The following is a 12978-nucleotide window of genomic DNA, read 5'->3' on the forward strand; positions in this document are numbered from 1 at the left end:
TAGTCTCCATTCTTACTTTTATTATAGCACTCCAACAGGATTTACACTTTGAAAGATTGGCGAATTTCAGTTTTAGTCTTAAAAAAATCAGACCCTATTAAGGATCTGATATGATTGTCTTTTGTCTTAGTCTAAATACTGTAATTTCCCGCGGAAGTCTTCAAGGCTTTCGTACCCTTTTTCGCTCATGATAGCTTTTAATTCTTCAGTGATGCGCGTGAAGATTTCTGGTCCTTCTTCTTGTAAAGCTGTGCCGATTTGGACCATGCTTGCTCCACAGAGGATATGCTCAAAGGCATCTCGTCCTGACTTAACTCCACCTGTTCCAATAATTTGGATGGAAGGGTTGAGGCGTTGATAGAAAGCGTGGACGTTGGCTAGTGCTGTTGGCTTGATGTAATTACCACCGATACCACCAAATCCATTTTTAGGTTTGATGATAACAGTCTCCTCATTGATAACCAGTCCATTACCGATTGAGTTAATCGAATTGACGAAGGCAAGTGGGAATTTGTTAAAGACAGCGGCCGCTTGATCGAAATGAACGATATCAAAATAAGGGGGTAACTTAACACCGAGTGGTTTTGTGTAGTATGCAAAAATTTCTGTTAATAGATTTTCGGTTGTTTCAAAGTCATAGGCAATTTGTGGTTTTCCTGGAACGTTAGGGCATGATAAATTCAGTTCGACAAGTCCTTGATAAGCTGAAGCTTCAAGAGTTTTAAGGATGGTATGGGTATCTGCTGGTGAAAGACCGACAACTGAAATGAAGTGATTTTTTGAATTTGGCTCTTTTTCTAAGTCAAGAACAAAATCTAAGTAGTAATCGTAGCCCATATTTGGTAGTCCCATGGAATTAATGGATCCAAGAGTAGTTGGTGCGTAGCGTGGTTCGGGATTACCCTGACGGGCTTCCAAGGTTCCGGTTTTGGTTACGAATGAACCGGCAGCAGATGCCTCAATCTCTAATAATTCTTCCTTGGTCATACAATAAACACCGGCAGCGTTCATTAGGCAGTTGTCAAAGTTAAAACCAGCAATTTGCGTAGCAGTAGATACCATGATTTCCTCCAGAATTTAGACAAATTTTTTCTATTCTATCACTTGGGCATAAGCTTGGCAAGAAAAATTAAAAAAATTTCGAAAAGTCAACTAAATTCCCGAACAATGAAACACTTTCATTTGTTTTACATTCTCTTTTCAATTTTATCTGTTATGGACTAGCTTTTTTAGTCTAATTTTTGTAAAATAGTAACTGTAAAAAGGTGTAAAACCTTAAATAAAAGGAGAATTAACTAATGGTTAAATTGGTTTTCGCTCGCCACGGTGAGTCAGAATGGAATAAAGCTAACCTTTTCACTGGTTGGGCTGATGTTGATCTTTCAGAAAAAGGAACTCAACAAGCTATTGATGCAGGTAAATTGATTAAAGAAGCTGGTATCGAATTTGATCTTGCTTTCACATCAGTTCTTAAACGTGCTATCAAAACAACTAACCTTGCTCTTGAATATTCAGACCAATTGTGGGTACCAACTGAAAAATCATGGCGTTTAAACGAACGTCACTATGGTGGTTTGACTGGTAAAAACAAAGCTGAAGCAGCAGAACAATTTGGTGATGAACAAGTTCACATCTGGCGTCGTTCATACGATGTATTGCCTCCAGACATGGCTAAAGATGACGAGCATTCTGCTCATACAGACCGTCGTTACGCACATTTAGATAACTCAGTTATTCCAGATGCTGAAAACTTAAAAGTAACCTTAGAACGTGCCTTACCTTTCTGGGAAGACAAAATTGCGCCAGCTTTAGTTGACGGCAAAAATGTTTTCATCGGAGCACATGGTAACTCAATCCGCGCTCTTGTTAAACACATCAAACGCTTAAACGATGACGAAATTATGGATGTTGAAATCCCTAACTTCCCACCACTTGTTTTCGAATTTGACGAAAAATTAAATGTTACTGCTGAGTACTACTTAGGCAAAGACTAATATGAGAGGCCCTCACTTGAGGGCTTTTTTTGTGACATTGAGCTTGCTCTAAAATCTTACCTTGATTCTATTTTAGGGAATCCCAAAGGATCACAGCTGACTTGACAATAAAAAGAGAAAATGAATGGAACTACTCTTTTGAGGGCTCCGTGATTGCTTAAAGCATAGTCCAGAAAAGGAAAATGTGGTAAGATAGAATGCAAGAAAGCAGTGAAAGGGTATGAGATGAAAGCAGAGCAAAGAAGACAAGAAGTTTTGGCTATTCTTGAGGATCAAGAGGAGCCAATTTCAGCTAGTCAATTAGCTAAGACAATGCAGGTCAGTCGTCAAGTTATTGTGGGCGATGTGGCTTTATTGAGGGCGTCGCAGAATGATATTATCTCAACGCCTAAAGGCTATTTAATGCGCAAATCGCTTTATTCAAATGCCTTTACGGCCCGCTTAGTTTGCCAACACACTGAGGCGCAAACTTTTGAAGAGCTGTCCATTATTGTAGCTAATGGGGGAATTGTTTCGACGGTAGAAGTGGAACATCCCATTTATGGCATGTTAACAGCCCCTCTTAATATCAGAAGTCAGGAAGACATTGTCGACTTTATCAAAAAAGTTAAGAAGTCACAGGCGGAATTATTATCTTCATTGACTAACGGCCTTCACAGTCACTTGATTTCCTGTAAAGACCAGGCTAGTTTTGAAAAGATAAAAAAAGACTTATTAGAAGCGGGAATTCTCTATCAAAATTAAAACATTACAGGTGTCTTGACACCTGTAATGTTTTTGGTTATAATGTCATTTATATAAAAAGGAGATTATAATGACAAAAAAACCAACTCAAACCATTGCCTATGCTTCAATTTTGGTTGCATTTGGTATCTTGATTCCGATGATTATGCCTATTAAGATTATCATTGGACCAGCTTCATTTACTTTGGCTAGTCACTTGCCTTTATTCTTAGCCACATTTATTTCGCTTCCAGTTGCTATTTTTGTGGCTTTAGGAACAACTTTGGGTTTCTTTTTAGCAGGCTTTCCAATTGTGATCGTGATGCGGGCTTTTTCCCATTTAGCTTTTGCGGGGATAGCAGCAGCCTTTATCAAAAAGCGTCCTGAAATCTTACAAAATCCCTTACAATTAGTACCTTTTGCCCTGATTATCAATCTGATTCATGCCTTGGCTGAATTTTTAGTTGTTTTACTGATGACTAGAACAGCCCATACTGAAATGTCTTACATTTGGTCTATTCTTGGACTTGTCGGCTTAGGAACCTTAATTCATGGCATGGTCGACTTTTTCTTAGCTTCGTGGTTATGGGTGACCTTAACCAAAAAGTTAGGCTTAAAAATTGCCACCAATTAATAGGATGCAAGCCCTGGAAAGGGCTTGCATTTTTTTAAGAAATTGGTATACTTATACAGTATTGTGAAATCTATAACAAAAATTGAGGTAATATTGAGGTAATTATGAAAAGTCCTGAAGAAATATTAAACGCGACGATTGCAATTGGTCATCATAAAATTGAGAAATCTTTCTTAGCTAAAGCTATCTTAGGATTTATAGGTGGCGCAATGATTAGTCTAGGCTATCTCCTTTATGTCCGGATTGCTGCTAGCGGTTTAGAAACTTTCGGTGCCTTCTCAAGTATTTTAGGAGCCTGCGCTTTTCCAATCGGTTTAATCATTATTCTGATGGCGGGTGGTGAATTAATTACCGGTAATATGATGGCTGTTTCAGCGACTTTCTTTGCTAAAAAAATTTCTTTGAAAGACTTACTGTTAAATTGGGTAACTATTACCATCTTCAATATCATAGGTGCTTTCTTTGTAGCCTTTGTTTTTGGTCATTTCTTAGGTCTGACGTCATCAGGTATTTTTAAAGAAGAAGTGCTTCATGTTGCTCAGGCTAAAATTGCGGCTAGTCCCCTTCAAGCTTTTGTTTCAGGTATTGGCTGTAACTGGTTTGTCGGTTTAGCCTTGTGGCTTAACTATGGGGCTGGTGATGCTAGTGGTAAAGTTTTAGGCATCTGGTTCCCAGTTATGACTTTCGTAGCTTTGGGCTTCCAGCACAGTGTGGCCAATGCCTTTGTTATTCCAGCTGCCATTTTTGAAGGTGGAGCCAACTGGTTACAATTCATTCAAAATTTCACCTTTGTTTATGCTGGAAATATTATTGGTGGAGCTGTTTTTGTTAGTCTCTTTTACTACCTAGCTTTTCATCATCCTGAGCATGATTAGGATACATAAAATTTTAAGATCGAGAAATGATTCTCGGTCTTATTTTTGTAAAATATGATAAAATAGTAGGCGACGTTTCAAAAGGAGGTAGTGTCATCAAAAAAGAAGTTTCATCATCGATTATTGTTAAAAAGAAGGCAAGTATACCTCGAAGAATCAACTTATTATTTTTAATTATTGTTATATTATTTGTTGCTTTAGTCTTACGACTATCGCAAATGCAGATAGAAGATAAAGCATTTTACGATGCTAAATTAAAGGCTTCAACTATTTACCGTGTTAAAACATCCAAACCTAGGGGAATGATTTTTGACCAAAAAGGCAAGCTCCTGGTCGACAATGATGTCAAGGATGCGATTGCTTTTACTCGAAGTCCGGCGGTTTCCGCATCAGATTTAAAGAAATTAGCTCATGATTTACAAACCTATGTCCCTTTTATAGATACCAAGGTAACTGAAAGAGCTAAGATTGATTATTATTTGGCAGATCCAGATGTTTACGCCAAGGTGGTTGAAAAACTCCCTAAAGCCAAAAAAGCCGATCACTTTGGTAATAGTTTAACGGAAGGTCGGATTTATCAAAATGCAGTGGCTGCGGTTAAGAAGATGGAATTAAATTATTCTCCAGAGGAAGAAAAAATTATTTCCATTTTTGATCAAATGAATGCGGCAGCTAATTTCTATACTGTTAATTTACGCACTGGCGATTTAACAGAAGAAGAGATGGCTATGCTGGTAGCCGATAAAGCCAAGCTTCCAGGAATCTCTCTAACAAAAGATTGGAATCGGGTTGCAAAGGATGCTAGTCTGACTTCAATCATTGGTAAGGTTTCTAGTCCCGAGGCTGGTCTTCCCCAAGAAGATGCGGCGGATTATTTGAAAAAGGGCTATGCGCTCAATGACCGTGTGGGAACTTCTTATTTAGAGAAACAATATGAAGCCGAATTGCAGGGGCAAAGGGAAATTCGTGAGATAAAAACCAATCGCAATGGTAAGATTGTTTCAAATAAGGTGACGCATAAGGGTGAAAACGGGAAAAATCTTAAATTAACCATTTCAACTGATTTTCAAGATGGGGTTGATAAGATTGTCAAAAAATATTTCAGTTCAGAAGTTAGCAATGGCAATGGCCGTTACTCTGAGGGTGCCTATGCAGTAGCCATGAATCCTAAGACTGGTGCCATTTTGGCCATGTCTGGTTTGGAACGTGATCCTGAATCTGGTAAAATGGAAAAGAACGCTCTAGGTACCATTACCAATGTCTTTACGCCAGGTTCCGTTGTTAAGGGTGCGACTCTGGCAGCCGGCTGGCAGTCGGGTGTTATTGCTGGCGACCAGATTCTGACAGACCAACCTATCCAGTTTGGTAATTCTAAGCCCATTAATTCTTGGTTTACGGCCGGTCAACAAAACATTTCAGCTATTCAAGCTTTGGAATATTCGTCAAATACTTATATGGTCCAAATTGCCCTCAAAATGATGGGGCAAGATTACCATGTCGGTATGGCCTTGACGACTGATGGCATGAAGAAGGCTATGGAAGCTTTACGTGCTACCTATGCTAGCTTTGGCCTGGGAGCCCCAACTGGTATTGATTTACCGGGTGAGTCAACAGGTTACCTTGCCAAAGACTACACAGTTTCTAATGTCGTTACCGAAGCCTTTGGGCAGTTCGATAACTATACTGCAATGCAATTAGCCCAATATGTGTCAACCATTGCTAATGGAGGCAAACGCCTTGCGCCTCATTTGGTGGAAGGTGTCTATAAAAATGATGGCGGCAAGGGTCTTGGTCAATTAGAGAGCAACTTACCTGCAAAAGAATTGAATCAAGTCGCTTTGACACCCGAACAGCTGGCCATTATTCAACAAGGTTTTTATCAAGTAGTTAATAGTGGCAGCGCCTATGCGACAGGTAAAGATTTGGCCGGTTCGGCGGTCACAATTAGCGGAAAAACTGGAACAGCTGAGACCTACTACAAAGATAAGGACGGTAATGTCCAAGCAACCTTTAACTTAAATGTGGTTGCTTATGGACCTAGTCCAGATCCGCAGATTGCTGTAGCAGTTCTTTACCCTCATTCAAGTGATGCCTTAGCAAAAGCCCATCAACATATGGCAAGAGATATTATTAATTTGTACCTATCTCAAGAAGCAGGTCAATAAAGGAGAAGACGTGTTATACCCTACACCGATTGCAAAATTAATAGAATCCTATTCTAAATTACCTGGTATTGGTGTGAAAACAGCTACACGATTAGCTTTTTACACCATCGGGATGAATGACGATGACGTTAATGACTTTGCTAAAAATCTATTAGCGGCAAAGCGAGAATTAAGTTATTGTTCGATTTGTGGTAATCTTACAGACGAAGACCCTTGTTCGATTTGTCAGGATCCTAACCGCGATAAGAGTAAAATTTTAGTCGTAGAAGATGCTAAAGATGTATCAGCCATGGAAAAAATTCAGGAATATCACGGATTTTATCATGTCTTACATGGCTTAATTTCGCCAATGAATGGAGTTGGTCCTGATGATATCAACTTGAAAAGCCTCATTACGCGTCTTATGGATAGTGAAGTTAATGAAGTCATTATTGCCACCAACGCCACTGCTGATGGTGAAGCAACTTCAATGTATATATCCAGAGTCCTAAAACCAGCAGGAATTAAAGTAACCCGCTTAGCTAGAGGACTAGCTGTAGGTTCAGATATCGAATATGCTGACGAAGTAACACTATTAAGAGCCATCGAAAATCGAACGGAATTGTAAGAAGAAGTTGGAATGTCTTATTGCCCAGAAAACTTCGATTAAATCTAAGAAAATGTGGAGAGAAGATAAGCAGTCCAACTTCTTTTATTATTTCAGATTTGATTTTGAAAAGCTTTACAATTTTTGTTATAATTAATAGAAATTTAGTTCAGATAGGAAAAAAGAAATGTCTAAGCAAACATTAGTAGTCTTATATGGTGGTCGTTCAGCAGAACGTGAAGTCTCAGTTTTATCAGCAGAGAGCGTTATGCGTGCTGTTAACTATGATCGCTTTTTTGTAAAAACCTATTTTATTTCACAGGCTGGTGACTTTTATAAAACACTGGAATTCAGTCAAACACCTGCTCAAGATGAAAAATTGATGACTAACCAAACTATCGATGAACAAGCCAAAATTAAGGCTAGTGATATCTATGAAGAACAGGCTGTTGTTTTTCCAGTTTTGCATGGTCCTATGGGAGAAGATGGTTCTATACAAGGATTCTTAGAGGTTCTGAAAATGCCTTATGTTGGTACAAATATCCTTTCGTCAAGTGTTGCCATGGATAAAATTACAACTAAACGAGTGCTTGAGTCGGCAGGTGTGCCACAAGTAGCCTACACCGTTTTTGTAGAAGGTAACTCACTTGAAGCTTGTTTAAAAGAAAGCATGGAAAAATTAACTTTTCCGATTTTTGTAAAACCAGCCAATATGGGTTCTTCAGTTGGTATTTCAAAGGCTGAATCAGAAAGTGATTTAAAGGTTGCTATTGAACTGGCCTTAAAATATGATAGTCGTATTCTCATTGAACAAGGCGTGGATGCGCGTGAAATTGAAGTCGGTCTATTAGGTAATACTCATGTTAAATCAACGCTTCCAGGGGAAGTCGTTAAGGATGTGGCCTTTTATGATTATCAAGCCAAATATATCGATAATAAAATTACCATGGCCATTCCAGCTGAAATTGAGGATGATATTGTTGAGCAAATGCGTCACTATGCTGAAATTGCTTTTAAAGCTCTAGGTGGATGTGGCTTGTCACGATGTGACTTCTTCATGACTAAGGATGGCAAGATTTACCTCAATGAGTTAAATACCATGCCTGGCTTTACTCAATGGTCAATGTACCCATTATTATGGGAAAATATGGGGCTGGCTTATTCTGACCTCATTGAAGAGTTGGTTACTTTAGCTATTGAAATGTTTGAAAAACGCGAAAGTCATTTAATTTAAAAAAAAGAACAAAGTGGGGATGACACTTTGTTCTTTTTTTATGCTTGATTTAATTTTTTGATTTCAGGAATTCTTTGAAGTGCTGGCACTAGTAACATTGTGATCATGATACGAAGAGGGATTTCAAAGACTTTAAACCATCTTCCTGCTGCATATTGAGCCCAAAATGGGACATGGAAGTAGATTTGAATGAGAAGTGGTGTAAAGATGAAAGTGCCAAACAACATGATGATGGTAGTAGCTATGCTGACATAGACCCAATCCTTTTTATTGGTTGTTGACAATGGTTTCCGGTAGAAGAAAAAACCATACAAGAGGCCCTGAACGGCCTCCATTAGTGTCCACCAAATGATGAAATTACCTGACCCACTGGCTAGGTTATCAACCACATCAACTAGGGCTAGGGAAATAAAAGCCCAAATTGGGCCAGCAATCATGCCAATCATGGTATTTCCGATAAAGGCAAAACTAATAACCAATTGTTGCGGAATAACTGGTATTGAAAATTTACTAATGACTAGGGTTAAGGCAATTAGCATTGCGATAGATACTAGACGTTGAACGGACAGTTTTGGTCCATTAAAAATAGGTGACATATAAGGCTCCTTTATATAAAATGGGAGCTGTTAACTAAGTAACAGCGGATGCAATGATTTACCGCGCTAAAAGCTTCGTTATGTGACGACATCCCATTCACATACACTTGACGCAAATCATCTACTCTGTTAGAAAGTCATCAAAAACTTTCTAGGAAGGATTATAGCATAAGTTGATTCAATTGAAAATCTCCTCACTTTCCATGTGAAATATGATATAATAGGAGTAACATTTTTTGTCACTGAAAAAAAGGAATAATTATGAAACTATCATTACACGAAGTTGCCAAAGTTGTGGAGGCTCAGAATTCTATTTCCGAATTCGAAGACGTTCCCCTGTATCAAATTGAATTTGATAGCCGTAAAATTGAGAAAGGCGATCTTTTTCTTCCCTTAAAAGGGGTCATGGATGGTCACGATTATATTGAAAAGGCCTTTGAAAATGGGGCTGCCGCAACTTTTTCTGAGAAAGTTATTGAAGGTAGACCTTACGTTTTGGTCAAAGATTGTTTAAAGGCTTTCCAACAACTGGCCCATTATTACATTGAAAAAATGCGTCTTGATGTTATTGCAGTTACAGGATCTAATGGTAAAACCTCTACCAAGGATATGATTGAAGCAGTTCTCGCAACGACTTATAAAACGTATAAAACACAAGGTAACTACAATAACGAAATTGGTTTGCCTTACACCATTTTCCATATGCCAGATGATACTGAAAAAATTGTTCTGGAGATGGGGCAAGACCATATGGGTGATATCAAACTGCTTTCAGAAATTGCTGAGCCTCACATTGCTGTAGTGACGCTTATTGGTGAAGCCCACTTAGAATTCTTTGGTAGTCGTGAAAAAATTGCTGAAGGAAAAATGCAAATCACTGAAGGCATGGATTCTCATGGTATCTTATTAGCGCCAGGTGATCCAATTGTTGATCCTTATTTGCCTGAAAATCAAATGGTTATTCGTTTTGGTGACCAACAAGAAATCTATGTTAAAGACATTCAAGAAAACAAAAACAGCCTAACCTTTACAACAAATGTTTTAGACAAAGCTGTTACCTTACCACTATCAGGTAAATACAATGCAACCAATGCCATGTTGGCAGCTTATGTCGGTAAACTCTTAGCAGTTGCTGAGGAAGACATTATCGAAGCTCTTGAAAATGTTCAACTGACAAAAAACCGTACAGAGTGGAAAGTGGCAGCAAATGGAGCAGATATCTTATCTGATGTTTATAACGCAAATCCAACTGCTATGCGATTAATCTTAGAAACTTTTGCCCAAATTGATGCCAATAAAGATGGTAAAAAAATTGCTGTCTTAGCTGATATGAAAGAGTTAGGACCAACATCAGTAGACTTACATAAACAGTTGATAACAGCTCTAAATCCAGATCAAATCCAAGACTTAATTTTCTATGGTGACGATATTGAAGGTTTAGCGCAATTAGCTAGTCAAATGTATCCAATCGGCAAAGTTTATTTCTTTAAGAAGACAGATGAGATTGATCAATTTGATCAAATGAAGCAACATCTTAAAGAAATCCTAGGAAGCCATGACCAAATACTTCTAAAAGGCAGTAATTCAATGAATTTGGCCCAACTTGTCCAAGACTTAGTCTAATGTTCAAAAGTCGTAAACTCCTTATGATTATGAGTTTGCCCGCCATCTTGTCCTCAAAGCAAGATTAGGGTATAATGAAAAAATCAAGAAAGGAGCTTTATGACTTTTTTTGCTTTGCAACCAAGTGGAATCCCTCAAGTACCCCTTAGTTTCTATCTGCTTACACTTGCTTTGATTCCTATATTACTTTATTTAACCATCCGTTATTATCAAAAAGCCAGTTATCGTCATTTCTTTTTAGTCCTTCAATTAACACTATTAGTGACCCTTTATGGCTGGTATATCCTTAAAGGTTTCCCCTTCAACGAAGCCCTACCTTTATATCATTGTCGAATGGGTATGTTAGCCATTTTTCTACTTCCGAATAAGACTAAAGCAAAACAATTGTTCATGTTTTTAGGAGTTGGTGGACCAATCCTTGCTTTATTATCGCCGGATCTCTACCCTTATCCAATGACCCATGCCACAAATATTGCCTTTTATTTAGCTCACTACGCCTTAATGGTCAATGCTTTAACCTATCTCTTAATGCATTATCAACCCCAATTGAGCTCTGTGAGATTTAACCTAACCTTTTTAGCCTCCCTCAACCTAAGCTTGATTTTGGTCAATCTTCTAACAAAGGGCAATTATGGTTTTGTTATGAATTCACCCCTAATCCATAGTCACAATCTGATTTTTAATTTTACGGCACTCACGCTTGTCTTGACACTTTTAGCAAAGCTAGTAGAATTAGCCTACCAGCGCTATTTGATGACAGAAGAAGTCCTGATTCCGATTGGCAAAGGATAGTCATTGCTAAAGCCTTTAAATTCCGATATAATAAAAGAGTTGTCGAAATTTCAACTCTTTTTTGATAGAAAGAGATGAAGGACTAGACCTATGTATAAAAAGATATCAGTTGCATGAACGACGCCAAATGATCATAAAATTGAAGCCTAAGTATGTAAGGAAGAGCTATGTCAATACAAGAAGAAATTAAAAAAAGACGCACATTTGCCATCATCAGTCACCCGGATGCTGGTAAAACAACAATTACTGAGCAATTGCTCTATTTTGGTGGTGAAATCCGTGAAGCCGGTACTGTAAAAGGTAAGAAAACTGGAACCTTTGCTAAGTCCGACTGGATGGATATTGAAAAACAAAGGGGAATTTCTGTTACATCATCTGTGATGCAGTTTGATTATGCAGGCAAACGGGTTAATATCCTTGATACTCCAGGGCATGAGGACTTCTCAGAAGATACCTACCGTACCCTTATGGCAGTAGATGCTGCTGTCATGGTTGTTGACTCAGCCAAAGGGATTGAGGCACAGACTAAAAAACTTTTTGAAGTTGTTAAACACCGTGGTATTCCGGTTTTCACCTTCATTAATAAATTAGACCGTGATGGACGTGAGCCCCTTGAACTATTAGAAGAATTAGAAGAAGTACTCGGTATTGCCTCTTACCCAATGAACTGGCCGATTGGTATGGGAAGAGCCTTTGAGGGACTCTATGATCTTCATAACCAAAGACTTGAACTGTATAAGGGTGATCAACGCTTTGCCGCATTTGATGAAGGGGCTAAGCTCTTTGCCAATAATCCCTTTTATGAACAAGTTCTTGACGATATCGAGTTACTCCAAGAAGCGGGAAATGAATTCTCACCGGAAGCTATTCTTGCTGGTGAATTAACACCTGTCTTTTTCGGCTCAGCCCTAACTAATTTTGGTGTTCAAACCTTCCTTGATACCTTCTTAGAATTTGCTCCAGAGCCACATGGCCATAAAACAACAGAAGAAAAAGTTATTGATCCTTTAGATAAAGATTTCTCTGGTTTTGTCTTCAAAATCCAAGCCAATATGGACCCTCGTCACCGTGACCGGATTGCCTTTGTTCGGATTGTTTCAGGTGAATTTATAAAAGGAATGGGCGTTAACTTAAGTCGTACAGGTAAAGGTGTTAAACTTTCCAATGTGACGCAGTTTATGGCGGAGTCTCGTGAGAATGTTCAAAATGCCGTTGCAGGCGATATTATCGGGGTTTATGATACTGGGACTTACCAAGTTGGTGATACCTTAACCGTTGGTAAAAACAAGTTTGAATTTGAGCCACTCCCAACCTTTACTCCAGAAATCTTTATGAAGGTTTCTGCTAAAAATGTAATGAAACAAAAATCATTCCACAAAGGAATGGAACAATTGGTACAAGAAGGCGCAATCCAACTTTACAAAAATTACCAAACTGGTGAGTATATGTTGGGGGCTGTCGGACAATTGCAGTTTGAAGTCTTCAAACACCGCATGGAAGGCGAATACAATGCTGAAGTCGTAATGACACCTATGGGTAAGAAAACAGTTCGCTGGATTAAAGAAGAAGACCTAGATCAACGCATGTCTTCAAGTCGAAATATTTTAGCTAAGGACCGCTTTGATCAACCAGTGTTCCTATTTGAAAATGATTTCGCCCTTCGTTGGTTTGCGGATAAATATCCAGATGTTCAATTAGAAGAAAAAATGTAAACATATTAAAAGCTAAACAGTCAGGTTTAGCTTTTTTGTGTCAT

12 protein-coding genes and 1 riboswitch are annotated in these 12978 nt (G+C 38.4%); of the genes, 10 read left to right on the forward strand and 2 right to left on the reverse strand.

Going from position 1 to position 12978, the window contains the following annotated elements; genetic code table 11:
* Positions 1-126: 126 nt before the first annotated feature.
* Positions 127-1062: a dihydroorotate oxidase gene (locus tag A9Q68_RS00680; RefSeq protein ID WP_071792741.1), complete on the reverse strand. Its 936-nt coding sequence runs from the start codon at positions 1060-1062 to the stop codon at positions 127-129.
* A 236-nt stretch (positions 1063-1298) separates the two neighbouring features.
* Between A9Q68_RS00680 and A9Q68_RS00685 the strand changes: the two genes are divergently transcribed.
* From A9Q68_RS00685 to A9Q68_RS00715, 7 genes are all read left to right on the forward strand, one after another.
* Positions 1299-1994, forward strand: a complete 696-nt coding sequence (locus A9Q68_RS00685; RefSeq protein ID WP_071792742.1) for a phosphoglycerate mutase — start codon at positions 1299-1301, stop codon at positions 1992-1994.
* Positions 1995-2219: 225 nt separating this feature from the next.
* Positions 2220-2738, forward strand: coding sequence for a transcription repressor NadR (locus tag A9Q68_RS00690; RefSeq protein ID WP_071792743.1), 519 nt, complete (start codon positions 2220-2222; stop codon positions 2736-2738).
* Between the two features lie 70 nt (positions 2739-2808).
* Positions 2809-3351, forward strand: coding sequence for a hypothetical protein (locus A9Q68_RS00695; protein WP_071792744.1), 543 nt, complete (start codon positions 2809-2811; stop codon positions 3349-3351).
* Positions 3352-3455: 104 nt separating this feature from the next.
* Positions 3456-4226, forward strand: coding sequence for a formate/nitrite transporter family protein (locus tag A9Q68_RS00700; RefSeq protein ID WP_071792745.1), 771 nt, complete (start codon positions 3456-3458; stop codon positions 4224-4226).
* Positions 4227-4252: 26 nt separating this feature from the next.
* Positions 4253-6391: a penicillin-binding protein PBP2B gene (gene pbp2b / locus A9Q68_RS00705; protein ID WP_083426012.1), complete on the forward strand. Its 2139-nt coding sequence runs from the start codon at positions 4253-4255 to the stop codon at positions 6389-6391.
* Between the two features lie 10 nt (positions 6392-6401).
* Positions 6402-6998: a recombination mediator RecR gene (gene recR / locus A9Q68_RS00710; RefSeq protein ID WP_071792746.1), complete on the forward strand. Its 597-nt coding sequence runs from the start codon at positions 6402-6404 to the stop codon at positions 6996-6998.
* Between the two features lie 166 nt (positions 6999-7164).
* The gene (locus tag A9Q68_RS00715; RefSeq protein ID WP_071792747.1) at positions 7165-8211 is read left to right on the forward strand and encodes a D-alanine--D-alanine ligase; all 1047 of its coding nucleotides are present in this window, start codon (positions 7165-7167) and stop codon (positions 8209-8211) included.
* Positions 8212-8249: 38 nt separating this feature from the next.
* Here A9Q68_RS00715 and A9Q68_RS00720 read toward each other — a convergent pair whose 3' ends face one another.
* The gene (locus A9Q68_RS00720; RefSeq protein WP_071792748.1) at positions 8250-8807 is read right to left on the reverse strand and encodes a folate family ECF transporter S component; all 558 of its coding nucleotides are present in this window, start codon (positions 8805-8807) and stop codon (positions 8250-8252) included.
* 40 nt (positions 8808-8847) lie between these two features.
* Positions 8848-8938, reverse strand: a riboswitch (THF riboswitch).
* 130 nt (positions 8939-9068) lie between these two features.
* Between A9Q68_RS00720 and A9Q68_RS00725 the strand changes: the two genes are divergently transcribed.
* The 3 genes from A9Q68_RS00725 to A9Q68_RS00735 all read left to right on the forward strand — a co-directional run bounded on the left by A9Q68_RS00725 (position 9069) and on the right by A9Q68_RS00735 (position 12934).
* Positions 9069-10430: a UDP-N-acetylmuramoyl-tripeptide--D-alanyl-D-alanine ligase gene (locus A9Q68_RS00725; protein WP_071792749.1), complete on the forward strand. Its 1362-nt coding sequence runs from the start codon at positions 9069-9071 to the stop codon at positions 10428-10430.
* A gap of 99 nt (positions 10431-10529) precedes the next feature.
* Positions 10530-11222 (forward strand): TMEM164-related integral membrane acyltransferase, encoded by a 693-nt coding sequence (locus tag A9Q68_RS00730; protein ID WP_071792750.1) that lies wholly within the window; start codon positions 10530-10532, stop codon positions 11220-11222.
* Between the two features lie 167 nt (positions 11223-11389).
* Positions 11390-12934, forward strand: a complete 1545-nt coding sequence (locus tag A9Q68_RS00735; RefSeq protein ID WP_071792751.1) for a peptide chain release factor 3 — start codon at positions 11390-11392, stop codon at positions 12932-12934.
* Positions 12935-12978 lie beyond the last annotated feature (44 nt).

This window comes from Streptococcus bovimastitidis (assembly GCF_001885095.1).
Taxonomy (GTDB): Bacteria; Bacillota; Bacilli; order Lactobacillales; family Streptococcaceae; genus Streptococcus; species Streptococcus bovimastitidis.